Consider the following 26,011-nt stretch of genomic DNA (forward strand, 5'->3'; position numbering starts at 1 on the left):
ATTGAATGGCCTATGGCAGAAGGGTGATGCCAACCTGCCTGTACATTTTTTGAGCGCCCGTTAAAACGCCCTGCCTATCGGGCATCTGCTCGGTTATCCACAGACATACTCACGGATTTCTTGGATAACTGGATGGCATCGTGAAGCACGCCTGCCGTAGCGAACCTATGGATTCGATGCCCTGTATTTCGCGAGCTGCAAACCCACCTCTAATGCCCCGACACTTTCAACGGATCAAATTCGGTGTATGACAACATCCAGCCCTTCCGCCTGGTCGGGTGCACGAAAGTAGCTCGTGATCAGGTCGAATTCAGCATCAGTGGCTGCGAAGTCATGCTCGCCACGGGCATTCCTGTGGTGCAGCCTGCGACGGCAGGTGTCATCGTCCACCTCGACGTAGTGAACACGGTGAGGGACTTTCGCAGCGTCAGCCAGGCTGCGTAGCCAATGACGATCTGCCGGAGTGTTGGCAGGAAAATCGAGAACCACGGGAGCCCCCGTCGAGAGCATGTCGATGACCAGCGGCCCCAGGACATCCCGGATCCGCTGCGCATGCAGGATGTAGTCCGCTACCGATTTGATCTGATCAGGGTAGAGCCTTGAAAGCCAGTGATCTTCGCTCAACAAAATGGCTGAATGCTCAGCCTTTAACGATCGGGCCAGCGTGGATTTTCCCGAAGCGATTTTACCGCACAAGAGGTGGAGTACAGGTGTGGGCATGGGACGTGTCCTTATGTCGAGGTCCGATAATGGCCCATCGAATATCATGGGCACAATGCGGTGAATGGCGAATGGGCAACGGACTCGCAGTGTTCACACCCATCAGGAAACATAATGAAGGGCCTGGACACATCAACCCAAGTCAAAGCATCCAGCCGGGAGATGACCGACCTCGGGCCTTGCATACAAGTATCCCTGCATCAGCTCGATCCCCATGCCTAGAAGCGTCGAGCTTTCTTCACGCGTCTCGACACCTTCGGCGATGACCAGGATATCCAAGCGCCTGGCGACCAGGACGATGCCTTCGACGATCGCTTGTTTGACCGAATCTTGATCGATACCTCGGGTCAGTGCCATGTCAATCTTCAGCACCTGCGGCTGGAACATGGCCAGCAGGTTAAGGCCCGAATAGCCCGCGCCAAAATCGTCGACGGCGGTCATGAAACCTTGGCGCTCGTACTCCACGAAAATCGATTTGAGGTGCTCGGGGTCTACCACCTTCTCGCCTTCGGTCACTTCGAACATGAGCCTTTCTGGCGGAAAATGGGTCAGGCGCGCCGCTTCCAGGGTGGCCCGGATACATGTCTCCGGCCGGTATACGGCGTTGGGCAGGAAATTGATGCTCAGCAAGCAATCGGGAATCTCCAACAGGCCCAGCCTTGCGGCTTCCTCGATGGCTTTCACCCGGCAGGCCTGGTCGAATCGGTAGCGGTTGCTGTCGTTCACCAGCCCCAGGATGTGGCCAGCCGATTCGCCATCGACGCCTCTGACCAATGCCTCATAAGCAAACGCAGCGTGTGTCCGGACGTTGAAAATAGGCTGGAAGGCCATAGTGAAATCAAACCCCAACGCCTCGTGGTTGCGGCATTCGGCGCAGCCAAGCGATTGGAACGGAGGGCGTTTCGTCATGATCAATATTCCGTGGCGGTCGTGATACATTCCTGTGGTTACAAGGAACTGTAGCCGACACCACCAGAGTCGGCGCAGGCCGAAGTTTCTGAAACACTATCGGCCGGCCCCACCGCTCACCTTGATCGGTGCGACCTGTATCAGGCACTGCTGATCTCGAATGCTCAATGCAGCTTAACGGTAAGATCAATCAAGCTGCCTTGAGGCCTGCGAAGGAATCGACACTGGATGCAGAGCTGACGGGATAATCTCAACACTCGCTGTCATGCCTGCGGCCAATTCAACGCCTGCTGGCACTCTATCGATATGGATGCGAACCGGGATCCGCTGCGCAAGACGCACCCAGCTAAATGTCGCCGCCACATTTGGCAGGCCGAGATGACCAGGCGAATCGTTACTGTTCTCGATACCCCGTCCGATGCTTTCGACATGCCCCGACACAGGCAGATCAAAGCCCATCAGCATGATCCGCGCCGGCTTGCCAACGCGGATCTGCCGGATCTTCGTCTCCTCGAAATAACCAGTAACCCAGAAACTCGCCGCGTCGAGGACAGCAACCGTTGCCGAACCAGCCGTCGCATAGTCACCCGGGCGCAACCTCAGATTAGTGACATAGCCATCGACCGGCGAGCGGATCGTAGAGCGGGCGAGATTGAGTTTGGCGAGGTCCAGAGCCGCTAGCGCTGCTTGATAGGTGGCGCCCGCCACTGCGGCCGCGCCTCCTGTTTGCTGAACATCTTCTTGGGACACGATATCGCGGAGTTGGCCGCGCCGCCGCGCCGCCGCTTGGCGAACGAGCCTATCCTGACGCTTGGCTTCGACGTCGGCTTCGGCCGCCGCCAAGGCGAGCCGGTACCGCTGCGGGTCGATCACATACAGAACGTCACCCCGATGAACATACTGGTTATCAACAATCGGGACGGCACTGACAGTGCCGGAGACTTCCGGTGCGATTTGCACGACATCCGCGCTCACTCGCCCGTCGCGAGTCCAGGGCGTTCGCTCGTGATGGTTCCACGCCCCCAGCGCAATGAGCGTGGCGCCAGCAACGAGGCAAAGAGTCAGGGCATAGCGGCTGAGCAAGGATAGAACTGGCTTCAAGATTAGCGTCCGATTGATGGCAGGTGCTGCACGAGCAGACCGTAGATGAGCGCGAAAATGGCGAGTTCGACGAGCGGCCGGCGAGCGAATAGGCGGTAGATGCCCACCACGCAGAGAACGCGGATCATCGAGACGGTGGCAAAAATGGCGACGAATACCAGCGCCAGTAAACCGGGGATGAAGACGCCACCGACGTCGAGATCAACGATCATGAGGCGCGCTCGCCGTATGACGGGGACCTAGTGCAAATCCAAGGTCCATGAGCAGCTCGGCGATCCGCGAGCGGTCGTTGATCGAGCTGTCAGCGATCATCACCTGCAAGGTCTCGATACGCTGGTCAAAACCGATCGAGTCAACATGATCCGTAAGGTCCCTGGCGCTGAAGTGTGCCGCGATCGCGAAAAGCATTTCACCCAGTTTTTCGGCAATGTCGCCGTCGACCTGCGGGATCATCTTGCGCAGCGATCCAACAGCGTGGCCGACACGCAGATGGTGCAGGGTATCGTCGAGAACATCCGGATAGCCTTTGTTGGACACCCGTAGCCTTGGTAGCAGCAGCGCCGTGCGATCGATCATAAGGTTCGTCCAATACCGGTCATCGGGCACATCACCCAGCGCTCGACGGCTGACGCCCCTGCGACTCAATCGAAGCAGCCGACTGATCGCCGCGTCGACCGGGACGCTCTGGAACAAGGTCATGCTAACCGCCCCGAATCCGACCGCCGCAAAGAGCGCAACAACGGTATTGAGGGATGCCGCGAAGTCGCCGGCGTAGGTGGCGCGCAGCCCCGAAAGGATCGGAATGGTCAGGGTGATACCGAGCGCCATGAGCGTCGTCGGCGGACGCGCTTGCAGGGACCCCGCGAACAGGAACGCCGGTGCTAGCACCATAACAAGGAGAACAAAGTCCGTGACCTGAGGAAGAATGACGAAGCTGTAGGCAAAGCTGATGACCGCCCCATAGATCGAGCCGAGCATATATTTGATGACGTTAGGGACTGGCTCATCGACATTCCCGAACAGCGTGCAACATACGCCGAAAATGGATACGGCCGTCCCGCCCTCGGGCCAGGCCGACCAGATCCAGAAAGCGCAACTGATCAGGATGCCGACGATGGCACCCAACGCGGCCCGGCCCGCCATCCAGCGATCGCGGTGATAGATGTAGCCCTTCGCGGGCTTGGGCCAATGAAGCACTGTCGCCTCGTGTGATTGCTCGGCAGTCACGATGTGGCGCCCCAGGTTGTCGCAGTCTTGGAGCAGGCCGATCATTTCGCCAAGATAACCGGCGAGATTAGCGGCGAGCCTGGCGCCAGACGTTGCGGCGCCTACACCGCAACGTTTGTTGATCGCCTGCGCGCGGGCGATTAAACACATTGCAACGTCCTCCCGGTCGGCCGCCTCGACAGCTGGAATCCACGTCGCGATATCATCGAGCAAAGCGACCAGTTCATCGGGCGAGTTGTAGCCGCCCATACCCAGGGAATGGATCCGGTCCTCAATCTCCGCAGCGAGCGCAAGCAATCGCGCCAGCCGGTCATGGATCAGTTGTACCGACTCGTGCCGCGGCGCAGGGGCCGGTTCATAGGGCAGGTGCGATGCAAGCCCCTGAAGGGCAAGAAGATCCGCCGCGAGCTGGGTCCAGTCGCAACGATTCTCGCTCGGCGTTCCCTTCAAGGCGTCAGCTGCCAGCCGACGGGCGTCCCGCAGCGCTGCCAACAGCTTGCTGATGAACTGACCCGTCATACGTTTGGGCAGGATGTAGCGATGCACTAGAACGGCACACAGTATTCCGATGGAGATTTCCTGGACCCGCACGGAGGCTGTATCAAACACCGCGCCTGGATCGAGGACGCTGGGAAATCCGATCAGGCTCGCGGTATAACCAGCAAGGACGAAAGCATAGGCCCTTGGCGTGCGATCAAGCAGCGAGAAATAAAGACACAGGCCGATCCAGCAGGCGAGCACCACGCTGCATACGATAGGGTCATTCACGAAATTCGGAATGATTGCCACCGTTGCCGCCGCCCCGACGAGGGTTCCCACGAAGCGATAGACACCGCGACTGAGCGACGCCCCAGCAGAGGTTTGCGAGACAATGTAGACGGTCACTATTGCCCAGTAAGGATTGGCAAGTCCTATACGCAGCGAAACATAGTAGGCCAACATCGCTGCGGCAAAGCTCTTCGCCGAAAACAGCAACGCATCCACGTCGGCCCTCATTGCAGGGGTTTGCAGGAGGGACACCATCACGTGCGCTATGCCGACGCCGGCGCTCCCTGGTGGTTTGTTCACAGCGGATAGTATGTTCATGCGAACTATTATTGCGGCGTTGCAAACGCAAATAAATTCAGTATTCTTCCAAAATATCCCTAAAAACTGCCAATTGTATGCCGCTCACGCGATCAGCCGTTTCCGTCTTCGACCCTGACCTCACGGACCGGCCGGCGGTGGCCCGGCAGCTCGACTTTGCAGATCACCAAGCGGAAGTGCCGACACATGTGCATCGCAAGGGCCAACTGATCCTCGCGCTGCACGGGGCGGTCACTTGTACTGCGGACAACGAGATCTGGATCGTACCGCCCTACTGCGGCGTCTGGATTCCGGGCGGCGTGCCGCATAGCGCACGGGCGACAGCGAATGCTCGGCTCAATTATCTTTTCGTGAACCCCGGAGCGGCGAAGCTACCCGAGGGTTGCTGCACGCTGTCCATCTCCCCAATGATCCGGGAAATGATTGACCGGCTAGCACAGGAGCCTGCCGATTATCCTTCAGTTGGCCATACCGCCAGGCTTGCGAGAGTGGTCCTCGACGAATTGGTCGAAATGCCGCGTGAGCGCTTCAACCTACCCATCTCCAGCCATCCAAAGATTCATGCGATAGCAGATGCACTGACGCTCGACCCTTCCGACCGCAGTACGTCAGCCGAATGGGCCAAACGCGTGGCGATGAGCGACAGGTCGCTGTCTCGATTGATGATTCGTGAGACGGGCCTTACGTTTGGACGCTGGCGGCAACAGTTGCACCTTGTTGTTGCACTGCGAGAATTGGCCAGTGGTGCGAAGGTGCAGAACGTTGCAACCGAGCTGGGCTACAACTCGGTCAACGCCTTTATCACAATGTTCAAAAAGGCCCTGGGGAGCACGCCCGCACAGTATTTTGCTCAACGTGGGGCGCAATTGCCGTCGGCTCCAAAACGAATACCGAATAACTGAAATTCATGACTTCGAAATCGCCTGGAGACCACAGTTGGGGGGCAGTTGCGAGGCATGGAGGTGAAACACGAGGTAATTTACGCCAATTACCTACTCAGCCGCGAACGCTGTGCTTGCCATCAATGGCTCGCCTCTAACGGGTTCATTGGGCCCTAGCTGACTGCAACTAAGATTGCGAACCCTGGCATTAATTAAGTCAACTAAACCATTCAACAAATCACGTTCAGGTCTTCAAGGAAGGCTCACCGTGCGAAAGCCAATATGGTTAGTTCCCATGGTTCGATCCTGAGCATGTCGCGCACTCGGACGGTAGCGTTTGCAGTACGAGGGTGAACAAAGAAAGGATCCCCCTTTGATTGTACCCAGCAGAAGCGTTCGCGCTTGGACGCTGAGTGAATCCTCAAGATCAATTTCTGGATGAGGCTCTTCCTCGATGGAGTGATAAGGCGTCCAGTCATCCATTACCCACTCCCAAACATTACCCACCATATCAAAAAGATGGTAGGCATTCTGAGGAAAACAGCCAACAGGCGCTGTCGCGATGAAACCATCAGTGGCGGTATTCTGAAATGGAAACACGCCGGTCCAGGTATTGGCCATCTCCTTCCCGTCCAAATGAAGACTCTTGCCCCAGGGGTAGGTTGTACTGCTTGCACCTTTAGCCGCGTACTCAAATTGAGCTTCGGTCGGTAATGCACGGTTCATCCACTTCGCGTAAGCCTGAGCATCTTCAAAGGCTATTTGTACAACGGGATGATTATCCATGTTGTCGATGGAGCTGCCTGGACCGCTAGGATGTTGCCAATCCGCTCCTTCTATAAAGTGCCACCACTGAAGGTTGATGACCTGCAGATCGCGAGGGGGTTCGAACACTGTTGATCCAGGACGGTACATCTGATCGGGCAAACCGGGAAATACTTTAGGGTCTAACCCCCGCTCAGCCAGTGTCTTGTATCCCGTCGCCTCAACGAACGCTCGGAATTGCGCATTCGTCACTTCATGCCGATCAATCCAAAACCCATCCACCGTAACGTTCCGCTCTTGCGCTTCTTCGGGATAGTGCGTATTGGAACCCATAGTAAAGGTGCCCCCCGGCACCCATACCTGTTCTATAGGCACATCCTTGGGCGGTAAGCCTGAATACTGCTTGCAAGATGATACGTCTCCCAAAGATGAATAAACAGGTTCGGCACTGACATCATCAATGGTCACCATCACGCTCAATAATACCCCGGCTATCAGAGCACGCCTGTAGTCATTCATTTTCATAACTCATCAATGGGGCCTCTCCACGTGGGAGGCCCTCTGTATCAATAGTCACGACGTGGGTAGGTTGTATCACGCCCCGTACTGATGACATTGTTCTGCCGCACATACTGCGCCCACTCAGTCAGCAGCTCATTCAACTTGTCTGGGTGCTTACTGGAAAGATCGTGTAACTCACCGCGGTCGGTCGCCAGGTCGTACAGCGCCCAAGTACCCTTGCCATCATCAAAGGAGTAAACGATTTTCCAGTTGCCCTTGCGGATAGCATTACGCCCCATCAATTCAATGCCGACGGTATAGGTGGAATCATGCACTGCGTGGCTTTTACCTTGGAGCATGGATAAAGCACTCGCCCCCTTCATCGGCTCAACGGTTTTGCCTTGGTATTGCGTACCGGGATGTTTGATACCTGCCACATCAAGTATCGTTGGCATGACGTCCATGGCAGTCACCACGGCGTCGGTGCGTTGAGGGTTGTCATTGAATGGAAGACGCATGAACGATGCAGAACGAACACCCCCTTCATTGGTATAGGCCTTGAACATTCTGAATGGTTGGGCGCTGACTTGCCCCCAGGCGGGTCCCTCATAAGCGAAAGAGTTTGGACGTCCAATATTGTTTAACGAGACGTCAAAGTGTTTGGGGATCCATTGATCATTTTCAACATCTTTGCTCCAATCATTACCTTCTGGTCCATTATCGGACAAGAACACGATCAAGGTGTTGTCATAAAGCCCTTTGTCCTTGAGGTGATTGATAAGTCTGCCGATCTCATGGTCAAAAGCATCAACCATTGCCGCGTAGGCTTCCATTGTCCGTGCCGAGTATTCTTTCTCTTCGACACTGAGTGCAGACCATGGCTTTACCCCCTTGGGCATCGGAACTGGTGTAGCTTTTGCGTCGACCAGGCCAAGAGATTTGAGTTTTTCGATTCTGCGTGCCGCGGTCACTTCGTAACCTTGGTCATAACGTCCCCGATATTTCTGCAGATAGGCGTCGGGAGCCTGGGAAGGTAAATGCGCGGCGGTGTAGGCGGCATAGGCAAAGAAGGGCTTTTTTTCTCCCAGGCCAGCATCGACGTATTCAATCAACTTGTTCGTAAAGTTGGTCGATGAGTAAAAATCCACTGGCAACTCTACCTTGATGTCATTCTCCCTGTAGACGGGTTCCGGGGCGTCTGACGCTATTTGCATAGGTGCCGTTTGCTTAAAATGAGCGGCCCCACCACCCATAAGGACATATGACTTATCGAACCCACGCTGCTGTGGACGCAGTCCATCAGCGCCACCCAAGTGCCATTTTCCGACCATGAAGGTCTGGTAACCAGCATCCTTCATCAACTCTGGCAGGGCCGCTACGCGCTGGTTTAGATAACCCTCGTAGCCAGGCTTGCCCATCTGCTCAGGTGTGAGGTGAGGCGTCATCATTTCCGCCATATTACCGACACCTGCGAGATGATTGTCGGTCCCCGACATCAACATGGAGCGGGTCGGCGAACAGGTGGGGGCAACGTAAAGCGATTGAAGCAAGGTACCGTGCTTACTCAGTTCATCCAGATTCGGGGTGTCAATTTCCCCGCCAAATGCTCCTAGATCTGAATACCCCAAGTCATCGGCAACAATTAACAAAATATTGGGTTTCGCTGAGGCTGCGAAGGCCTGGGGGACAAGACACGCCACAACGAGCAAGGCACTAGAGGCGAGCCAGTTCAAGTTTTTTTTCATTTCTTCAGAACCTTTTCTGTCATTTTTTAGAAGTGAAAAGCCACGACTAACTGGCTGTAGACGTTAAGATTATCGTTCCCCAGTTGGGAGCCGCCTTGTTCTGCACTTTTCTTAGGTTTATAGAGCCCCACCAAGGGACTGATAACCCAGTTCTCTCCCACCGACCAATCCAGGTATGCATCCACTTCACTGGCGTCCAGGTCGCCTTGTCTTTTGTCCAGACTTCTAAACGAGTAAGCCAATGCGCCCAAGGTCAGATTGGCGGTCGGATGCAATTGGAGCTCCGCCATATGAATGCCAGCATTTCGCTGAAATGGCCCTGAGTAGTTAGAGGCGACTTCGCCTTGAAACCAAGTGCCGTAACCACGACTGTAACCACTGAAGAGGGGGTCGTAGTCTTCGGAGTAACGACTGTAGCGATAGCCCAAGCGAGGCGTCCATGGTAACTGGGAGAAGGTCCACGCGCCTTCCGCGTACCAGGCATGTTCCTGCCCCTGTGACTTGTCCTCATGGGCATATTCGAACGATAAAAACAGGTCCTTGATACCGAAGTCACCTTGCCCACGAAGGCTGACAACTTCAAGACCATCCCTCTGGGCGCTGAAACTGTTCGCCAAGCTTTCGTCAACCCCCAAACCCTTTATATAAGTGAGGCCGAACGTAGCATGCTCATCTCCCCTTTCCAGTACCGCAATCCCGAGTTCTGGTTTGGCTTTGATCTCATTATCCGATTTCAGCCAAATCAAATCGCCACGCCATAGATCCTGCGCCCCAAGGTGCAGCTTCACCGTATTATGAAAAGCATTGCGCGGGGTGAGGTAATAGGCGCCACCTCTATCCAATTGACCATCGGCAATATTGTTGCCGACACTTAAGCCATCCCCGTTGATGATGAATCCATCACCTATCTGAATTTTCTGGCTGCCCACAGATAGATCGACAAAGTCTTTTCCCCAGTCATGCATCAGATTACCCGAGCGCCAGCCGATATAAGCCCGATCGATTGATGCCCGTCGCTCGGAGCCGTCCGTGTATCCCGCAGCATCGCCACCATCCCAGGTACCGCTAGCCACCCAAGTGGTTTCTCCGTAGAGCGAACTGTCATATAACCCAGGCAATAGCGTCTGGCCTTTAAACCCAGCCCTGAGTACCCCTTCTTGCCAACCGGCGGCACCAGACTTGATAGGACCGCCCTGATTATAGGATTCACTGCTGTGAAACGCCCCGTAGATCGCCTGTACCGTGAAGTCAAGCTTCGTGTTGTCGTCTTTATAAATCGTTGCAGCCGAAGCACTGTGATCCACTACAGCCAGCGCTAATCCGAGGAAAATATTAACAGCGCCGAACTGAACCTTGAAGGAGCGAACCTTCTGTTCATCCGGCTTCTTGTAAGTCAAGGTGATCCGGCTTTTCGAAGACATACTTCACCATTTTAATTATTGGAGGCAGGAAGGTAAGTTCACGACGCCGAGCGTTTTTTTAAGTGTGCTCGCTTGGAGGTGATCGTATGCCCGGATCGGGAGGCATGGCTTGTCTCTGCGTGACAGCAGAATTAGCTGTCGCTGCCATAAATCACTCGGAAAACAGCCTGAAACCAGCACTACTGTCTGTGCTGGATTTGTGCCGATTGGAGGTGGGTCAGTGTTGCGTTAGCACATGAATCAATCGGTGCCGGCATCAACAATCCCTATCAAAAGCCCGGTGGTCACCTCAAGCCATTGCTTGATCAGCCGCCATACCTACGGCAATTCGGCGCATCGTCTGCATGCGACGCGCGCGAAATAAGACAGACGATGACTGGCGGGGCTCTCTTACGACTGCACGACCTGACAACCATGAGCAAGATGGTCGTTTGGATCTCCTGCAGTTATCCTCGCCCGACGTTGACGCGGGCACATCCCTACCGATGTGCGATACGCACCAATCCCTGGTCATGCAACGCGCCGAATTCGCTACTGCTCAACCCCAGCACGTCCATCAACACCGCCTCGGTATCAGCCCCCAATTGCGGTGCCGGCTGTGGCGTGCGGTAGTGGCCGTTGAAACGCAGGGGCATGCCGGGGGTGAGTATTTGGCCGATGCCGGGCTGCTCCAGCAATTTGAACAAGGGGTTTTGCTCGGAGCAGGAAGGGTCTTCTTCAAGCAGGGTGCTGATGCTCTGATAGTGGCTCCAGCACACGCCGCGGTCTTCAAAGAGGGCGGTTATCTCTTCCAGGGTGCGCTCCGCCACCCAGGGGCTGACCAATGAGGCCAAGGCCTCACGGGCGTGAAAACGCTCACCTTCGCGATTTAGATCGACCTGTAGGTGTCGACCCAAGGCCTCCACCTGTTCGGTGATAGCTGTGACCTCGCAGAGGCTGCGCCACTGTTTGAGGGTCAGACCAACCACCATAATGCGCTGCCCGTCACGGGTCACGAAGTCGCGGCCAAAAGCGCCGAACAAGTCATTGCCGTGGCGTTGCCGTTGTACGCCGCGCTGGGCTTCGGCAAGAAAGCCCAAATGCCCCATCACTGCCAGCGCCACATCTTCCAGAGCCAGCTTCACCTGCTGACCAATGCCCTGCCGGCTGCGCTGACGCTCAGCGGCAAGTAGCCCAACGGCCGCCATTTGCCCAGTGATCAGATCCCAGGCTGGCAGCACATGGTTGACCGCGCCATCGACGTCCTGCGGGCCGGTGAGATAGGGCAAACCAATGCGCGGATTAATCGTGTAATCAACCGCCGAGCCGCCATGGCGATCGCCCTGAATGGTCAACTGAATCAGGTCCGCACGCTGGGCACGCAGGGTGTCGTAGTCCAGCCAGCCTCGGGGCGGAAAGTTGGTCAGCAGCATGCCGGCATCCGTGCCCGGCGCAGTGATCAGAGCCTGGGCCAGCTCACGGCCCTCGGGGCGATTGATATCAATAGCCACCGATCGTTTGCCTTTATTGAGACCGGCCCAGAACAAGCTGGTGTTGTCGTCAGTGACCGGCCAGCGGTGATAGTCCAGACCGCCGTCGAGGCCGTCTATGCGGATCACATCGGCCCCCATCTGCGCCAGGGTCATGCCACCTAGCGGAGCGGCGACAAAGGCCGATACCTCAATTACGCGCATGCCCTTGAGAATTGCCTCGCTCATCAGGCGACCTCGGCTTTCAGTGCGGCTTCCAGCAGGCTGCGGCCAATGACTTTCAACGCCAGGGTTTCTTCGGCGCCCTCAAAAATTGACAGCACCCGCGCGTCGACAAAGTAGCGGCTCACCGCCACTTCCTCGGCATAGCCCATGCCGCCGTGAATCTGCAGAGATTCGCGTGTCACCAGTTCTGCGCTACGGCAGGCGAACAATTTCACCAGGCTGGCCTCCATACGGCCCGCACCCTGAGCCAGCATGCAGCCCACCGAATAGGTGAGATAGCGGCTAGCAACATAACGTGCAGCCATTTTTGCCAGCTTGGCGCCAGTCAGTGGATAGTCCAACAGCGGGGCACCGAATACCTTGCGCTCCGTAGCATATCGCAGCCCTGCCAACAGTGCCGCGCGCATCACACCGCTGGCCCGTCCGGCGGTCTGCATGCGCCCACCAGTCATTCCCGCCATGGTGTGGTAAAAGCCTTTGCCCAGGCCTTGGGCTTCGCCGATCACATTGCCGTCGGGAACAAAAAAATCCTCGAACGACAGATCAAACGAGTGCATGCCGCGGTAGCCGATGGTGGAGATTGCCCGCCCGGTAAGGCGCCCTCCCCCAGGCTGGCGGAAATCGAAGTCGTGGCCGTCGTAGCTGGGCTTCTCCGCCAGCAGCAAACTCAGGCCGCGATGACCCAGACTTTTGTCCGGATTAGTACGGGTGACCACCATTAACACCTCTGCCTTACCGGCAAAGGTGCACCAGGTTTTAGCTCCATTCAGGCGCCAACCGCCCTCACAAGGTGTACCGCGCAAGGTCAGGCTCGCCACGTCGGAACCATAGTCAGGTTCGGTAATGGCAATCGCGCACAACGGCGCCCCCACCGCCAAGCGCGGCAGCCAGTGCTGCTTCTGCGCCTCGGTACCACCGCTCAGCAATGCCCGTGAGAGAATTTCCGGGCGAGTGATCAGGCTACCCGCTGCGGCCAGGGACGCCTGCGACAGGGCTTCGGTGACCACAATCATGGTTAACGGATCTTCTTGATCGTCTGGCGCGCTGCCGCCGTACCGCTCAGGTATCGACAGCCCGAAGACGCCCATATCGCGCAACGCCGCCAGCAAACTGTCGGGGATAATGAGGTCCTCGCGATGAATGTGTTCGGCAAGTGGTGCCACGGTATCGGCAGCGAAGCGGCGGAACTGGTCCTGAATCATCGACAGTTCATCCCCCATCGCCACCTGAGCGATCTGCTCCGGGCGTTCGACCATTAACCGCGCACTGTCATGCAGGGCAACACCGGATAAAACACTACGACGTAATGCACGCAGTTTCGGGTCGGCAGCGATGGCATGCAGGGCACCATCGGCCAGATCCAGCTCGACACAAATAGCCTCCAAACGACCGTGCACCAGGGTGATGGCCTCCACAGCAAACACCAAAATCAGGCGTCGATCCACCGCGCTAGTACCGGCATCAATGGCCTGCAATGAACGCTCGGCGGCCAACAATTCGGCACTGGCCCAAGCGAGTTCGAAAGTCGGTACTTGCATCAGGTCCAGCAGGTCAGCATCCAATTGCTGGCCCTTGGTGCAGCGTGAAGCCAAGGCACGGGTGGACTGCTCCAGTACGCCGCGCAACTGTAACAGCAGGCCCAGCAAATCGTTGGTAGCGGTAATTGGCAGCATAGGTCGAACTCCAAACATTATTTAGCTGGCAGTCGTTGGCAGTGAATGGCAGACATGTGGCGGGTCAGCAGCTCTCGGGCACGGGCGACGATCGGCGCATCGATCATCTTGCCGCGGAAGGCAAAGGCGCCTCGCCCCTCGGCTTCGGCACAGGCATACTCAGCCAGCAGAGCGACGGAGTATTCAACCTCGGCATCGCCAGGAGAAAACACTTCGTTAAGCACCGCCACTTGCTCAGGGTGAATGCAGAAGGCGCCGATCATTCCCAGTTGTCGCCCCAGTACGAGGGCCTGACGAAAACGTGGGATGTCACTGAAGTCGGCAATCGAGCCTGGAAAACCAAAGGGCAGAATTCCTGCGCGGCGGCAGGCAAAGGCCACTTGCTGGTTGGGCCACAGTAACGTTTCCGGCACAGGTTCCATTCCCGCGGACACGGAAAAATCTTCCGGGCCCAGGCTCATGCCCATCAGCCGTGGCGAGGCCGTGGCAATTTCATCCAGTAAGGGCAACGCCGCTACGTCTTCGATCTGCGCGAGGATCAGCGTTTGTCCCACGACCATACCGCGCTCGGTTTCCAAATGGTCCAGTTGCAAGGCCACGTGGCGCACCACCTCGGCAGAGGCCACTTTGGGCAGCACCACGGCACAAACGGCTGGGCTGACAATTGCCTGCAAATCCAACACCCCGCCGCTATCGAGCGTATTGATACGCACCAATACATCCAGGCCATGGTTGGAGATGTTCTGTGCGGCGCTGCTGGCAGCGTCGCGAGCTTGTGTCTTTTGCCCGGGAGCAACACTGTCTTCGAGGTCTAGGATGCAGGCATCAGCGTTTCGCTCATGGGCTTTTTCAGTGAACTTGCCAATATGTGCGGGAACAAACAGCAGCGAGCGCCACATTGGGAACGCACGACTCATTGCGGCACCTCCACGTTGGCGGTGGCGATCATGGTGACAAAGCCATCCTGGTTCTGCGTCCACAGATCAACACGATCGCCACTGCGTTTGCTGCACAGCAATAAGTGGTCAGTGTCGAACACCGGGCGCACAGCACGAAAACCAAAACTGCTTACCCGTACCTCGGGCATTTGTATCGTCACCTGCTCGGCCAGTAAGGTCGCCAACAATGGGCCATGCACCACCAGCGCCGGATAATGCTCCTGCCGCGTGGCGTAGTCGCGATCGTAGTGAATGCGGTGACCGTTGAAGGTCAGCGCGCTGTAGCGAAAGAGCAGTACCGGATCAGGTTGAAACGGCTGCTTAACATCCGCTTCATCTGGCGCGGGCTCGCCGGGCAGCGACGGGCTGGGGCCGTTGGCCATTTCCCGGTAGACCAAGTGTTGTTTCTCCACGAGACAGCGTCGTCCCTGCTGGCTGATCTGATGTTCCAGGCTGACAAACACCAGGGCCCCGGTTTTTCCCTGCTTCAGCTCAACAGAAGTGACCACCGAGCGCTGTTCGGCCAGTTCGCCGATGCGCAATGGTCGCTCACACATGAACTCACCCGACGCCCACATACGTCGAGGCAAGGGCACCGGTGGCAGGAAGCCTCCGGTTCTGCCATGGCCGTCAGCACCCAGGTTGGTACGCTGGGCGCAGTCATTGAAGTACAGCCATTGCCAGGTAGGTGGCAGCGTCTCGCCTTGCATAGGCACCTGTTCGCGATCCAGCGTAGCGCTCAGCGCCTGGACGGCGAACGGCGCCAACAGTTCTTCACGCACACGCTCGCGGCCTACCCAGCCACGCAAGTAGTCGATATCAATTTCAGTCATCGCGCGCTGTCTCTGCGGTGAGTAACGAGAGCCCCAATGCCGCGCGCCGGGCCAACCAGGGGCTAGGGCGGTAACGCGGGTCACCGCTGAGCTCATGCATGCGAGTAAGAATGTTCATCACCCGCTTGCCACCAATGGCATCGCCAAGGCTTAGCGGTCCTTGCGGGTAACCCAGACCAAGGCGCACCGCATCTTCGATGTCAGCGACACTGGCGATACCCCGTTGAACAATATCGGCAGCGATATTGACGATAGTCGCCAACACTCGCTGGACAACGAACCCGCAGCTGTCGTTGATCACCGTCACTGGTGTGTCTTGTGCGGCCAGCATCGCCCAGGCGGCATCGCGCACCTCTGGACGGGTGACGCTGCTGAGCATCAGGGTACGGTGGTTTTCCAGGCCTGGCAGCGGGTCCACGGCCACCGTTCGGGTGGGGTCGAGACCGTGCACGGCGCAGTAACGCGAGACGTCATCGCCCCAGAACTGCACCAGCGATATATCCGCCTCATCAGGTAGATGATGCAGCATCATGCCGACCTCCAACACCAGACCTTGCAGGCGTTCGTAGTCGTCGGCAGCCGGGTCCACCCAGACCAACAACTCGTGGTTGAGCGCAGGAACAGGCCGAGCAGGTGCCACCTGTTTTTTGAGGTTGTCGCAGTAGCGATACCAGCCTTCACCCGTCTTGCGTCCATAGAGGCCAGCACCCAGGCGCGGCGCGACCAGAGGCGATGGACGAAAACGCGGCTCTTGGTAAAACTGCTGGTAGATGGACTCCATCACCTTGCCGGAAACATCCAGCCCGGTAAGGTCGAGCAGCTCAAATGGGCCCATGCGAAAGCCACCGGCTTCGCGCATCAAAGTGTCGATGTCCTGTACCGAGGCCACCTGCTCCTCGAGGATGCGCAAGCCTTCGGTGTATAGCCCACGGCCGGCATGGTTAACCAGAAATCCCGGCTGGTCTTCGGCCACCACCGCGCGGTGACCCGCCCCCACTACCACTGACTGCAAGGCAGCGACTGTGGCGGGCGCAGTACGCACAGCGGCGATGACTTCGGCAACCTTCATCAAGGGTACCGGGTTGAAAAAGTGCAGTCCGGCCACGCGTTCGGGACGGCGGCAACCGGCAGCGATATCAGCGATCATTAGCGAAGACGTATTGCTGGCCAGAATCGCCGTATCACCCAGCACCGCTTCCAGGGCACGGAACAACTCACGCTTGATACCGAGGTCCTCCACCACCGCTTCAATAGCCAAGTCGCAACCGGCCAAGTCTTCGATGTGTGTGCAGGCGGACATGCGCGCGATAATCGCGTCGCCTTGCTCGCGGCTGTAACGTTCTTTGCTAACAGCCCTGTCGATCAGGTCACGGACAAACTCGATGGCGCTCTGCGCGGCGCCCTCGACAGCGTCATAACAACGCACCGAATGGCCGGCTTGGGCGAATAACTGAACGATTCCGCGGCCCATGGTGCCGGCGCCGATCACGGCGATACTGTGGATACTCATATTTAGTTTCCCGTGTAACGCGGCGGGCGTTTATCAAGGAATGCACGCATGCCTTCGGTTTTGTCCTGCGTGTCGAACAGCAGTAGGAATTCGCGGTTTTCCAAGGCCAGTGCAAGGTCCAGCGATTGATCGGCGCCCAGTGCCAACACCCGTTTGATTGCTCGCAAGGCCTTGGGCGGCATGGTTGCCGTGGCTTGGGCGAGGACGATGGCGCGCGCCAAGGCGCTGCCCTCCGTCACCAACTCGCTGACCAAACCCAACTGGCTAGCGCGCTCGGCGCTGAGCAGTTCACCGGCCAACAGCATCAGGCTGGCCACTGGTTTACCCACGGCACGCAGCAAACGCTGAGTACCGCCAGCGCCGGGCATAATGCCCACCCTCGCTTCGGGCTGACCGAAGCGCGCCGAGTTGTCGGCGACCAGGATGTCGCACATCATCGCCAACTCGCAGCCCGCCCCCAGGGCAAAGCCGCTGACCGCCGCAATCAGCGGCTTCTGGCTTTTCGCCACAGGCGCCCAGTACTGGCCCAGGTCCAGCTCCGCCACTTGTTGGGCGTCTTTATCCACCAGCAGATTGAGATCGGCGCCAGCGGCGAACACGCTATCACCGCCGGTAATCACGATCACCGCCACACCGTTGTCACGCTCCAGTTCCTGCATGGCGCTGGCGATGGCGACACGCATGCTGAGGTCCAGTGCATTGCGCTTTTCAACACGGTTCAGCCGCAAGATAGCCACCGCGCCATTGCGCTCTACCACCACCGGTGTGCTCATACGAGGTAGTCCACGGTGCTGGTGAACTGCGGCTCGCGCTTCTCTGCAAAAGCGGCAAAACCTTCGCGAAAATCGGCACCGAGCAACAGCACCGCCTGGTCGTCTTCCTCGCGCTGCAGCTCTTCGGCCAAGCTCGCCGACGGGTGATCCAGGCGATTTTTCATTCGAGAAAACGCGTCGCGCGGTAAACGACTCATCCTGCTCGCCAGGCTGACTGCTGAATCCATCACATTTAGACCAACACATTCATCCGCCAAACCCGCGACGACGGCTTCCTCGGCGGATATGTATTGGCCGTGGGTCAGCATGCGCTTTGCTTCGGCGACACCCACTCGGGCAGGTAGTGTTCGCAGCAATCCCCAATCGGGAGAGAGACCCAGCTTCAGAAAAGGGAACAGAAACCGAGTCTTGGTGCCGGCGAGCACAACGTCTCCCAGCAATGCCAGTCCAACCCCCGCTCCTGCACAGATGCCTTCTACTGCCGATATGACAGGCATCGGGAATTGCCCCAACAAACGGCAGAGCTGATGGATGTGCTGCATTCGCTCACGCGCACCGGACTCGTCCAGATCGGCCATGGTCGCGATGTCGCCACCAGCGGAAAACATTCCTCCAACGCCTCCCAAGATAATGGCTCGACAAGCCGCCTGCTCACGCGCCTCAGTCAACGCATCGATGAGTGACTGGCGTACGTCATGGTTTATCGCATTGCGCTTCTCGGGGCGATTAATCAGCAACCGCCGGACGCCGGGGGCGGGATCATCAATCAGGATGGCCATCAGTCTTCTTCTCTACCAATGATGGAAATCGAGCAAACGTTCTGTGATGGCTGCCCGCCAAGGTTGTGAATCAACCCAGTACGCGGGTCTGGCAACTGTCGCGGACCGGCGCGCCCTTGTAGCTGCAAGTAGATTTCGTAGAGCATGCGGATCCCGCTGGCGCCAACCGGGTGACCGAAGCACTTGAGACCGCCGTCAATCTGGCAAGGCGCTCGGCCTTCAGCGTCGAAGTCGCCATCCAGTACGTCGCGCACCGCCATACCTGGCTCAGAGAGAAACAGATCCTCCATGGTCACCAACTCGGTGATGGAGAAGCAGTCGTGTACCTCAGTCAGACTGATCTGTTCGCGTGGCCGGGTGATGCCGGCTTCGGCGTAGGCTTTCCTGGCAGCAATGCGGGTGGTATGCACATAGCTGCCATCCCAGCCATTGCCCTGCATTTCCCAACCGTTGGAGACCGCCACTTGCAGGGCCTTGAAGGTCACCAGATCGGTCTTGCCCATGGCCCTGGCAATGTCCGGGCGGGTGACGATCACTGCCGCTGCCCCATCGGAAACCCCACAGCAATCAAACAAGCCCAGGGGCTCAGCGATGATCGGCGCCTTCAGGCACTGCTCTTCAGTGATGATTTTGCGCAGGTGCGCCTTGGGGTTTTTGGCACCGTTGGCGTGGCTTTTGACCGACACATGGGCGATGGCCCGTTTGAGTAGCTGCGGGTCAACGTTAAAACGCGCCTGGTAAGCCGAGGCCAGTTGAGCGAAATTGGCCGGGGCCACGGCGCTGGGGTACCACTGCGGAATATAGGTACCGACTGTTGCGACCGGCAGGCCACCGTAGCCGGTGTCTTTCAGCTTTTCCACGCCCAGGGCCAAGGCGATATCGCAGGCGCCAGAGGCCACCGCATACACCGCCGCGCGAATGGCTTCCGAACCGCCGGCACAGAAGTTCTCTACTCGGGTTACGCCAATGTTCGGCAACCGCAGGGCAATGCTCATCGGTGTACCGCCACGGCCGGTGCCCACATCTTCCATGTGGGTGGAGAACCAGGCGGCGTCGATTTGCTCCGGGGAGATGCCTGCATCAGCCATGGCCTCACTGTAAGCCTCGACCATCAAATCTTCCGGGCTGGCGTCCCAGCGTTCGCCGAAGCGGCAGCAGCCCATGCCGAGAATCGCAACTTTGTCTTTGATACCAATGGGCATGACGAATTACTCCAACGGCGCTTGCGGCGCGGGGGTGTGAACGGGGGTGGCTTTCCAGAAGTAGCGCTTGAAACCGCGCAGGTCGTCGATGTCTTTGATGCGAAAGACCATCTCCACCTCGAGCGCGGTCTGCACTTCGCCCTTGGCGACGTCGGTGAATTCCATCAGGATGCGACCGCCCCCCTCGAAGTCGATTTGCCCGTAGTGATGGGGCGGCGCCATATAGGACGACAGTGACTCGGCGGACCAGCTCAGCACCCGGCCAAGGCGGTCAGCCAGGGGATGGGCGTCCTGCGTATCCAGGGCGGCGGCATCGGGGGTGTAGGTCAGCCGTGAGGGTGGGAAATGCACGTCACCACTCACACGGCAACGCCCGGCCACCAGGCCGAGAATGGCGCGACGATGGCGATAGGCTGTGCTCAGCGCGGTCTTTTTGTCTTGCTCACCGCGCACACCGCGCTCCAGTTGCAACTGGCCCTTGTAGGTGAGAAAGCGCGTATAACTGAGCTCTTCACGGCCACGGGCCAGCCAGCCGGACACGCCACGGCGAGCGGTGAAGTGTTTGATTTCATCGGTCACCCGCAGTACCACGGCGCGAGCACCGCTGCCAAATTGGGCGAGCACGATCACCTGCCCCGGCTCGGCACTTTCCAGGACATTGGCCAGCAGCAACAGGCCATGGCCGACGCCAGTGTTACCCACTTCTGCCGCCAGGCCATCGACCACCGCTTCGGCAGGGATGCCACAGGCCTGGGCCAGTTGCGCATCCATCTTCGCCAGCGAGGTGGGGAAGATGAAATGTGCCACCGCTTCGGCGTCCACGCCGCTGTCGCTCAGGGCGCGTTTGATCACCTGGGGCATGCAGCGACTAACGCCTTCATCACGCACCCAACGCTCTTCGCCGAAATAATCGATCTCGCGGCCAGTGAGGCGGAAGTGGTCGATAAAGTCGACGCTCGACGCCGCCTGGCCGAGCACTTCTGCGATCACCTGTTCACGACCGAACAACAGCGCGGCAGCGCCATCACCGTAATCCAGCTCCTGCGCGCTGGCGGCGCGGGTGCGGCGGTTGTCGGCGGCTGTCAGCAACACAGTGCCTGGGGCGCTAGCGGCACTGGCCAAGGCTTGGGAAAAACCGGCCAGGGCCGCGCACTGCGAGCCGGTGACGTCACTGGCGCCAGTGTACTCACCCAGGTTTAGCGCTTCGGCAACCACTGCCGCGTTGAGGCGCTCGGCAAACGGCAGGGTGCACGAAGCGAGAATCACCTCGCGCACTCGGCCCTGCAGGTCCTGTCCGCCCAAGGCATCGCGTGCAGCCGCGACCGCCATGGTAATGCTGTCCTCATCCCAGTTGGCCATGGCGCGATGGCCACGGGCTTTGCCTTTCAGCTCGGGGGCGTACCAGGCATTGGCCGCTACCACGGCTTGCCGGCTCAAACGCAGGCGCGGGATATAGGCGCCGAATCCGGTGATACCGATGCTCACAATGCAGTCCTCATTTTAGGTTCCAGTGCTTGCGTAAAAACGTACCGATGCAAACGATGGCCTCGCGTGCTTCCGCCAGCTCGGCGGCGAACTGTTGGAAAACGTGGAACATTTGCGGCCATACCTGCAGCTCAACCGCAACCCCTGCTGCGCGGGCCTTGGCGGCAAACAGCGTGCTGTCGTCCAGACCGGTTTCGCGGTCGCCGACTTGGAGCAGCAACGGCGGCAAACCGGTCAGATCGCCATGCAGCGGCGAAGCCAAAGGGTCAAACGGATCGCCGTCCTTCCCCAGATACTGCGCGGCCAGGGCAACAATCATTGGGCGTTGGTGAATGGGGTCAGACTCGGCACGGGTCAGGTAGCTTTCGCCACTGGCGCTGAGGTCGGTCCAGGCCGACAGCAACACAGCGGCGGCCGGCAACGGGCGGCCTTTGTCGCGTAGGGCCAGCAAGGCCGCGGCGGCCAACCCACCACCTGCGGAATCCCCCGCGATGGCCAGTTGATCGGGTTCAAAACCCTGGGCCACCAACCAGTCGTAGACCGCAAGTACATCAAGCAGGGGTTCGGGAAAACCATGCTCAGGCAGCAGGCGATAATCGACACCCAGGATCCTGCAACCCGCGGCCACAGAAAGGCGCACCATCAGGTCATGGTGAGAGGTGAGCGAGCCCATTTTGAATCCGCCGCCATGCAGATAAATCAACACCTGCTGCTCGGCGACACCGGGCGTTTTGATCCAGCGCACCGGCACACCGTTGGCGCTGGCGTCTTGGGTTTCACACGTCAGCTTATCGGCCCAAAACAAGTCATCCCAATCGCGGCGCAGGGTTTCAATCGGCGTGTGCCGACGCCAGCGGCCGTACACGGTCTGGATGCGGGCAATTACCCGTTCCACCGCCTCGCTTTGAGCGCCCATCAGCAACCCATCCCGCCAGAGACACCAAGGGTTTCGCCGGTAATAAAACTGGCGTCACGACTGGCGAGAAACACCACGGCAGCCGCCACTTCATTCGGCTCGCCCAAGCGCCCCACCAGGGTGGAGGCCTCCATGGCCGCCAACAATTTTTCACCGCCACGGTCGAGGGCTTTGCGCAGCAAAGGCGTATCCACTGGTCCTGGCGCGACCACATTGACAGTGATGCCATAACGGGCATTTTCCCGGGCAATGGATTTACTGAAGGCGATCACACCGCCCTTGGCAGCGGCATACACGGCGCCACCTTTGGAGCCCTGACGGCCAGCCTCTGACCCGACATTAATGATTCGCCCGTAACCGGCCGCCTGCATCGCCGGTAGCGCGGCGTGAGTTGAGGCAAATACGCCTTCGAGGTTGACCGCCAACAAGTAGCGCCACTGCTCCACCGTGGTTTTGGTGAAGAAGTCATGCTGGTCGTAGCCAGCGTTGTTAACCAAAATTTCGAACGGACCTAGCATGGTCACCACACGCTCTACTTCGAGCAGGTCGGTGACATCCAGACGAACGGCCAGGCCGCCCACTTCATCGGCCAGCCGCTCGGCGCTGATCATGTCCTGCGCGGCAATCACTACCTTGGCGCCCTCGGCTGCCAGACGCCGAACGATGGCTTCGCCAATACCTTTGGAACCGCCAGTGACAAAGGCCCGTTGACCGGTCAATGCACGCATGGTCATTGGCCCTCGAACTGCGCGGTGCGCTTTTCAATCACCGCCGCCAGCCCCTCACGCACATCACGGGTGCGGCACAGCTCGGCAACGGTACGGCTTTCTTCCGGCATCGCGGCATCGACGCCAAGACCAATGCCCGCCCACAGCAAACGTTTAGTCGCGGCCAAAGCCAGGGGAGCGGCCTCGGTCATCTGCTGGGCGTAGGCCATGGCGGTAGTCTGCAACTCAGCATCTGCGACGACTTGGTTGATCAAGCCCATTGCGAGCGCTTCCGGGGCTTTCACCACCGGGTTCATGAGCAACATTTCAGTGGCTTTGCGTGGTCCTACCAGGCGCGGCAAGGTCACCGACAAACCAGCGTCCGGCGCCATGGCCACGCGAGTGGCTCCGGCAAGGAACTTGGCTGACTCACCCGCGATCACCACATCTGCCGCACACACCAGCCCCATGCCGCCGCCACCCGCGGCAAAGCCCTGCACAGCGGCAATTACCGGTGCATCCAAATGGATCATGGCGCTGATGGCAGCCTGCAAATACACCGTGGCTTGGCGGATGTACTCCGGTAAATCGTCACCCTTGCCGACAAAGGTATGCACATCGCCACCAGCGCAGAAGTTAGCGCCGGCCCCGGTGAGCAACACCACGCGCACACGCCGTTCGCCATGGCAGCGCATCAGCGCGGCGATAAGGTCTTGCAGCGTGGGAATATCCAGACCATTGGCGGCGTCCGGGCGATTCAGGTGCAAGTGGGCAACGCCGCCATGCAAGCTCAGCAGCACGAAGCCGGAGGTGATCAACAGTTCAGGCTGGCTCATCAAAGGGCACTCAAATCAGGAATGAAAGGGTGTAGAGGGCTTTTTCGGTGTTGACCAACACCACCTTTTTTGCGGGCCATGCGCAGGCCAACTGATTCGCGGCGCGCCAGACTGTTTCGGCCCGCAGGTTGGGCTCGAAGACCCTGGCGTTGGCCGTCACGCGAATTTCGTCGCCACCGGTTTCAACGCTTCGTACTTTAGGGATGGAGGGCGCGCGTCCAATCGTCGTTTTGGACGAATTTCGTTCGAACCGTTGGTCAATCGACCTTTGCAGGTCGAGGCGGAATCGGAATACCGCCCATCCCTCCCACGACAAAGCGCATTCCCTGTACGGAGACTTCAGCCTCGATGCTTTTGATCCTGGGAGATGGAGGCCTTAAGCGCGGTGGCAACTCGGCCCGTGACATACAGTTCGCCATGCAGACGGGATTGAGGTGGCGCAGGGATGCCGGCAAGCCGCGAAATGCTGGATAGACACACCTCCAGGGCACGCGCTTCGGGCAATGCCTCACCAGCGCAAACACCCTGCAACACGCAGAACATTGCCAAGCACGTGTTACGCAGGTCCTCAAACTGAAAAAAACCTCGCTGTTCACCTGTCTGCAAGATCGTTTCCAGCTCAGCGTCATACTGCGATCTCAGTTCGCTGACCTGCGCCCTACCCGCTTCATCAAGGCTACGAAAATCCAGCTGAACGATGCGGCTTTCAGCCCGCCTTGCGTAATGAAAGCTGACGTAGACACTCACAAAGCGTTGCAGCATCCGCACACTGTCCAAGCGCTTTGGGCGTTGTTCCAACCAGGTAGAAAGCAGGTCTTCCAAGAACTCGCAGTGCACATCCAAGAGCAGTTGACCTTTACTTTCGTAGTGGGTGTACACCGAACCGGAGCGCACCCCGAGCGCCGCCGCGAGCTGGCGCAACGACATGGCCTCGAAACCCTTATCCGCCATCAGGCGCACAGCCTGCCTTTTGACTTCTTCCACCCTGCTCATATTTTTCACGCCCTCTGCTGATTTCTGAGGGCGCTCAGAGTCTGCGCGAGGTGTCTGGGTCAACTCGTCGGTTTCGACGGTTTTGCAGCGGGTAAAGAAAATTCTCCGACCAGGGGCATAATCGCTCGAGGACGGTGCTTACAAGCAATCCCCCAGGAGCTTTCCAACGTGGATCGGCACGATGAAAAATTGCTAACTGATTCATTGAGTTAGCTCGTCGCTGCGCCAGCTCGCCGGCGGCGATGCAGGCCGGTGCCAGCGGGCGTCCGGAAGCCTCGAAAGTGATGACGATAAAAGCGATGGGCTGGCCGAGGCCCTATCTCGTCGGAAACGACGACAGGTAACCCGCCGTGAAGATTGAAAATAACCCAAACAAAACCCGGCGGCGGATAACCGGGAACAACAAACTGGAGTGCTCCATGAATCAGAATGTTCTGTTCATTACCGGTGCCGGTAGTGGCCTCGGGCAACTCAGCGCCAAGCGCGCGCTGTCCGATGGTTGGGCTGTCGCGGCCATGGACGTCAACGAAGCCGGCCTCAACCAATTGGGCTCCTCACCCAGGCTGCTGAAACTGGTAGTTGACATCACCGACCCCACCGCTGTGGAAGCAGCGGTCGAGCGCTGCGAAACCGAGCTGGGCCCCATCACCCGACTGACCAACGCCGCCGCAATCATGCCGCTGGGACTGCTGATGGAACAGCCGCGCGAGGTCATTCAGAACATCATGGCGATCAACTTCGGCGGCATGGTCAATCTGTCGAAGGCCGCACTGCCGAAGATGATCGCCCGTGGCCGCGGGGAGTTCGTCAGCTACGCCTCCATGGCGGGTCATTGGCCGATCATCTACATGGGTGCCTACAACGCCGCCAAACATGCAGTCACCGCCTACACCGAAGTGCTGTTCCACGAGACCCGCAACAGCGGAGTGCGCATCGTCTGCGTGTGCCCACCCATCGTTGCCACGCCGCTACTGGATCAAGCCAAATCGACGGTATGGCCAAGGATCTTCGACGTGTTTCCGCCTATTACCGCCGAAGTGGTACTGAACAAGATTGAGCGTGTGCTCAAGGGCAACAAATTGTGGGTGTTTCCCGGACCGATGACTGCCATGTCCTGGAGACTGCGGCGCTGGATACCCAACATCCTGTGGTGGACTGTGCATCAGGTCGAAAAAATCTAAAGCTGTTGGGTGCGCTTCGCGCATCCGTCGGTCTGCGCTTGATAGCCTTGGTGCATACAGCCCCATGCATGGAGCGCGACCACCCTCACAGATTCGTCGGATGCGACGATACCGCCGCTCCCCGCTGTTTCCACA

General features: G+C 58.5%; 24 protein-coding genes. 2 read left to right on the forward strand and 22 right to left on the reverse strand.

Annotated elements, in window-relative coordinates:
- Positions 1 to 234: 234 nt before the first annotated feature.
- From BM300_RS01950 to BM300_RS01970, 5 genes are all read right to left on the reverse strand, one after another.
- On the reverse strand, positions 235 to 720 hold the full coding sequence (locus BM300_RS01950) for a P-loop nucleotide/nucleoside kinase family protein (protein WP_092461853.1): 486 nt from the start codon (positions 718 to 720) through the stop codon (positions 235 to 237).
- Between the two features lie 132 nt (positions 721 to 852).
- Positions 853 to 1,629 carry an EAL domain-containing protein gene (locus BM300_RS01955; RefSeq protein WP_092461855.1) on the reverse strand — a complete coding sequence of 259 codons (777 nt, stop codon included), beginning with the start codon at positions 1,627 to 1,629 and terminating at the stop codon, positions 853 to 855.
- Between the two features lie 186 nt (positions 1,630 to 1,815).
- Positions 1,816 to 2,730, reverse strand: a complete 915-nt coding sequence (locus BM300_RS01960; protein WP_092412205.1) for an efflux RND transporter periplasmic adaptor subunit — start codon at positions 2,728 to 2,730, stop codon at positions 1,816 to 1,818.
- Between the two features lie 2 nt (positions 2,731 to 2,732).
- Complete coding sequence (locus BM300_RS01965) at positions 2,733 to 2,942, reverse strand: DUF1656 domain-containing protein (RefSeq protein ID WP_092461857.1); 210 nt, start codon at positions 2,940 to 2,942, stop codon at positions 2,733 to 2,735.
- Positions 2,932 to 4,941: an FUSC family protein gene (locus BM300_RS01970; RefSeq protein ID WP_256575781.1), complete on the reverse strand. Its 2,010-nt coding sequence runs from the start codon at positions 4,939 to 4,941 to the stop codon at positions 2,932 to 2,934. The genes BM300_RS01965 and BM300_RS01970 overlap by 11 nt, the downstream gene beginning before the upstream one ends.
- 179 nt (positions 4,942 to 5,120) lie before the next feature.
- Between BM300_RS01970 and BM300_RS01975 the strand changes: the two genes are divergently transcribed.
- Positions 5,121 to 5,945 carry an AraC family transcriptional regulator gene (locus tag BM300_RS01975; RefSeq protein ID WP_092461860.1) on the forward strand — a complete coding sequence of 275 codons (825 nt, stop codon included), beginning with the start codon at positions 5,121 to 5,123 and terminating at the stop codon, positions 5,943 to 5,945.
- A 231-nt stretch (positions 5,946 to 6,176) separates the two neighbouring features.
- Here BM300_RS01975 and BM300_RS01980 read toward each other — a convergent pair whose 3' ends face one another.
- The 17 genes from BM300_RS01980 to BM300_RS02055 form a co-directional block, all read right to left on the reverse strand.
- Positions 6,177 to 7,208, reverse strand: a complete 1,032-nt coding sequence (locus BM300_RS01980) for a formylglycine-generating enzyme family protein (RefSeq protein ID WP_092142747.1) — start codon at positions 7,206 to 7,208, stop codon at positions 6,177 to 6,179.
- Between the two features lie 47 nt (positions 7,209 to 7,255).
- Positions 7,256 to 8,935 (reverse strand): arylsulfatase, encoded by a 1,680-nt coding sequence (locus tag BM300_RS01985; RefSeq protein WP_092344555.1) that lies wholly within the window; start codon positions 8,933 to 8,935, stop codon positions 7,256 to 7,258.
- A gap of 26 nt (positions 8,936 to 8,961) precedes the next feature.
- A complete protein-coding gene (locus BM300_RS01990; protein WP_238992609.1) occupies positions 8,962 to 10,356 on the reverse strand; it encodes an alginate export family protein in 1,395 nt (464 codons plus the stop codon).
- Positions 10,357 to 10,835: 479 nt separating this feature from the next.
- On the reverse strand, positions 10,836 to 12,053 hold the full coding sequence (locus BM300_RS01995) for a CoA transferase (protein WP_092461862.1): 1,218 nt from the start codon (positions 12,051 to 12,053) through the stop codon (positions 10,836 to 10,838).
- A complete protein-coding gene (locus tag BM300_RS02000) occupies positions 12,053 to 13,723 on the reverse strand; it encodes an acyl-CoA dehydrogenase family protein (RefSeq protein ID WP_092461864.1) in 1,671 nt (556 codons plus the stop codon). Before BM300_RS02000 ends, BM300_RS01995 begins: the two co-directional genes overlap by 1 nt.
- A 17-nt stretch (positions 13,724 to 13,740) precedes the next feature.
- Positions 13,741 to 14,640: an HpcH/HpaI aldolase/citrate lyase family protein gene (locus tag BM300_RS02005; RefSeq protein WP_218190037.1), complete on the reverse strand. Its 900-nt coding sequence runs from the start codon at positions 14,638 to 14,640 to the stop codon at positions 13,741 to 13,743.
- The gene (locus BM300_RS02010; RefSeq protein ID WP_092461866.1) at positions 14,637 to 15,494 is read right to left on the reverse strand and encodes an HTD2 family dehydratase; all 858 of its coding nucleotides are present in this window, start codon (positions 15,492 to 15,494) and stop codon (positions 14,637 to 14,639) included. Before BM300_RS02010 ends, BM300_RS02005 begins: the two co-directional genes overlap by 4 nt.
- Positions 15,487 to 17,004: a 3-hydroxyacyl-CoA dehydrogenase gene (locus BM300_RS02015; RefSeq protein ID WP_092412213.1), complete on the reverse strand. Its 1,518-nt coding sequence runs from the start codon at positions 17,002 to 17,004 to the stop codon at positions 15,487 to 15,489. The genes BM300_RS02010 and BM300_RS02015 overlap by 8 nt, the downstream gene beginning before the upstream one ends.
- A gap of 2 nt (positions 17,005 to 17,006) precedes the next feature.
- Complete coding sequence (locus tag BM300_RS02020; protein WP_092412215.1) at positions 17,007 to 17,777, reverse strand: enoyl-CoA hydratase-related protein; 771 nt, start codon at positions 17,775 to 17,777, stop codon at positions 17,007 to 17,009.
- Positions 17,774 to 18,556, reverse strand: a complete 783-nt coding sequence (locus BM300_RS02025; RefSeq protein ID WP_092142472.1) for an enoyl-CoA hydratase/isomerase family protein — start codon at positions 18,554 to 18,556, stop codon at positions 17,774 to 17,776. Before BM300_RS02025 ends, BM300_RS02020 begins: the two co-directional genes overlap by 4 nt.
- A complete protein-coding gene (locus BM300_RS02030) occupies positions 18,556 to 19,758 on the reverse strand; it encodes an acetyl-CoA acetyltransferase (protein WP_092225450.1) in 1,203 nt (400 codons plus the stop codon). The genes BM300_RS02025 and BM300_RS02030 overlap by 1 nt, the downstream gene beginning before the upstream one ends.
- Before the next feature lie 6 nt (positions 19,759 to 19,764).
- Complete coding sequence (locus BM300_RS02035; protein ID WP_218157838.1) at positions 19,765 to 21,243, reverse strand: hydroxymethylglutaryl-CoA synthase family protein; 1,479 nt, start codon at positions 21,241 to 21,243, stop codon at positions 19,765 to 19,767.
- Positions 21,244 to 21,253: 10 nt separating this feature from the next.
- Complete coding sequence (locus tag BM300_RS02040; RefSeq protein ID WP_092412217.1) at positions 21,254 to 22,159, reverse strand: alpha/beta hydrolase fold domain-containing protein; 906 nt, start codon at positions 22,157 to 22,159, stop codon at positions 21,254 to 21,256.
- On the reverse strand, positions 22,159 to 22,887 hold the full coding sequence (locus BM300_RS02045) for an SDR family NAD(P)-dependent oxidoreductase (RefSeq protein WP_086936774.1): 729 nt from the start codon (positions 22,885 to 22,887) through the stop codon (positions 22,159 to 22,161). The genes BM300_RS02040 and BM300_RS02045 overlap by 1 nt, the downstream gene beginning before the upstream one ends.
- 2 nt (positions 22,888 to 22,889) lie before the next feature.
- Positions 22,890 to 23,702 carry an enoyl-CoA hydratase/isomerase family protein gene (locus tag BM300_RS02050; protein ID WP_170861996.1) on the reverse strand — a complete coding sequence of 271 codons (813 nt, stop codon included), beginning with the start codon at positions 23,700 to 23,702 and terminating at the stop codon, positions 22,890 to 22,892.
- Positions 23,703 to 23,712: 10 nt separating this feature from the next.
- Positions 23,713 to 23,862 carry a hypothetical protein gene (locus tag BM300_RS30940; protein ID WP_170861997.1) on the reverse strand — a complete coding sequence of 50 codons (150 nt, stop codon included), beginning with the start codon at positions 23,860 to 23,862 and terminating at the stop codon, positions 23,713 to 23,715.
- 179 nt (positions 23,863 to 24,041) lie between these two features.
- Entirely contained in the window at positions 24,042 to 24,695 is a 654-nt protein-coding gene (locus BM300_RS02055) for a TetR/AcrR family transcriptional regulator (RefSeq protein WP_092225447.1), read from the reverse strand.
- 419 nt (positions 24,696 to 25,114) lie between these two features.
- Between BM300_RS02055 and BM300_RS02060 the strand changes: the two genes are divergently transcribed.
- Complete coding sequence (locus BM300_RS02060) at positions 25,115 to 25,876, forward strand: SDR family NAD(P)-dependent oxidoreductase (protein WP_092142484.1); 762 nt, start codon at positions 25,115 to 25,117, stop codon at positions 25,874 to 25,876.
- Positions 25,877 to 26,011 lie beyond the last annotated feature (135 nt).

Source organism: Pseudomonas sp. NFACC46-3, from assembly GCF_900114515.1.
Taxonomy (GTDB): domain Bacteria; phylum Pseudomonadota; class Gammaproteobacteria; order Pseudomonadales; family Pseudomonadaceae; genus Aquipseudomonas; species Aquipseudomonas fluorescens_Q.

Excerpts from the sequence above, each read along its gene's own strand:
- BM300_RS01950 (WP_092461853.1), bottom strand. The coding sequence starts at position 720 with ATGCCCACACCTGTACTCCACCTCTTGTGCGGTAAAATCGCTTCGGGA.
- BM300_RS01975 (WP_092461860.1), top strand. The coding sequence starts at position 5,121 with ATGCCGCTCACGCGATCAGCCGTTTCCGTCTTCGACCCTGACCTCACG.
- BM300_RS02030 (WP_092225450.1), bottom strand. The coding sequence starts at position 19,758 with ATGCCCATTGGTATCAAAGACAAAGTTGCGATTCTCGGCATGGGCTGC.
- BM300_RS02005 (WP_218190037.1), bottom strand. The coding sequence starts at position 14,640 with ATGAGTCGTGCGTTCCCAATGTGGCGCTCGCTGCTGTTTGTTCCCGCA.
- BM300_RS02045 (WP_086936774.1), bottom strand. The coding sequence starts at position 22,887 with ATGCGTGCATTGACCGGTCAACGGGCCTTTGTCACTGGCGGTTCCAAA.
- BM300_RS02015 (WP_092412213.1), bottom strand. The coding sequence starts at position 17,004 with ATGAGTATCCACAGTATCGCCGTGATCGGCGCCGGCACCATGGGCCGC.
- BM300_RS01990 (WP_238992609.1), bottom strand. The coding sequence starts at position 10,356 with ATGTCTTCGAAAAGCCGGATCACCTTGACTTACAAGAAGCCGGATGAA.
- BM300_RS01955 (WP_092461855.1), bottom strand. The coding sequence starts at position 1,629 with ATGACGAAACGCCCTCCGTTCCAATCGCTTGGCTGCGCCGAATGCCGC.
- BM300_RS01995 (WP_092461862.1), bottom strand. The coding sequence starts at position 12,053 with ATGAGCGAGGCAATTCTCAAGGGCATGCGCGTAATTGAGGTATCGGCC.
- BM300_RS02020 (WP_092412215.1), bottom strand. The coding sequence starts at position 17,777 with ATGAGCACACCGGTGGTGGTAGAGCGCAATGGCGCGGTGGCTATCTTG.
- BM300_RS01985 (WP_092344555.1), bottom strand. The coding sequence starts at position 8,935 with ATGAAAAAAAACTTGAACTGGCTCGCCTCTAGTGCCTTGCTCGTTGTG.
- BM300_RS01965 (WP_092461857.1), bottom strand. The coding sequence starts at position 2,942 with ATGATCGTTGATCTCGACGTCGGTGGCGTCTTCATCCCCGGTTTACTG.
- BM300_RS01980 (WP_092142747.1), bottom strand. The coding sequence starts at position 7,208 with ATGAATGACTACAGGCGTGCTCTGATAGCCGGGGTATTATTGAGCGTG.
- BM300_RS02060 (WP_092142484.1), top strand. The coding sequence starts at position 25,115 with ATGAATCAGAATGTTCTGTTCATTACCGGTGCCGGTAGTGGCCTCGGG.
- BM300_RS02010 (WP_092461866.1), bottom strand. The coding sequence starts at position 15,494 with ATGACTGAAATTGATATCGACTACTTGCGTGGCTGGGTAGGCCGCGAG.
- BM300_RS02040 (WP_092412217.1), bottom strand. The coding sequence starts at position 22,159 with ATGGGCGCTCAAAGCGAGGCGGTGGAACGGGTAATTGCCCGCATCCAG.
- BM300_RS02025 (WP_092142472.1), bottom strand. The coding sequence starts at position 18,556 with ATGGCCATCCTGATTGATGATCCCGCCCCCGGCGTCCGGCGGTTGCTG.
- BM300_RS02055 (WP_092225447.1), bottom strand. The coding sequence starts at position 24,695 with ATGAGCAGGGTGGAAGAAGTCAAAAGGCAGGCTGTGCGCCTGATGGCG.
- BM300_RS02000 (WP_092461864.1), bottom strand. The coding sequence starts at position 13,723 with ATGCTGCCAATTACCGCTACCAACGATTTGCTGGGCCTGCTGTTACAG.
- BM300_RS02050 (WP_170861996.1), bottom strand. The coding sequence starts at position 23,702 with ATGAGCCAGCCTGAACTGTTGATCACCTCCGGCTTCGTGCTGCTGAGC.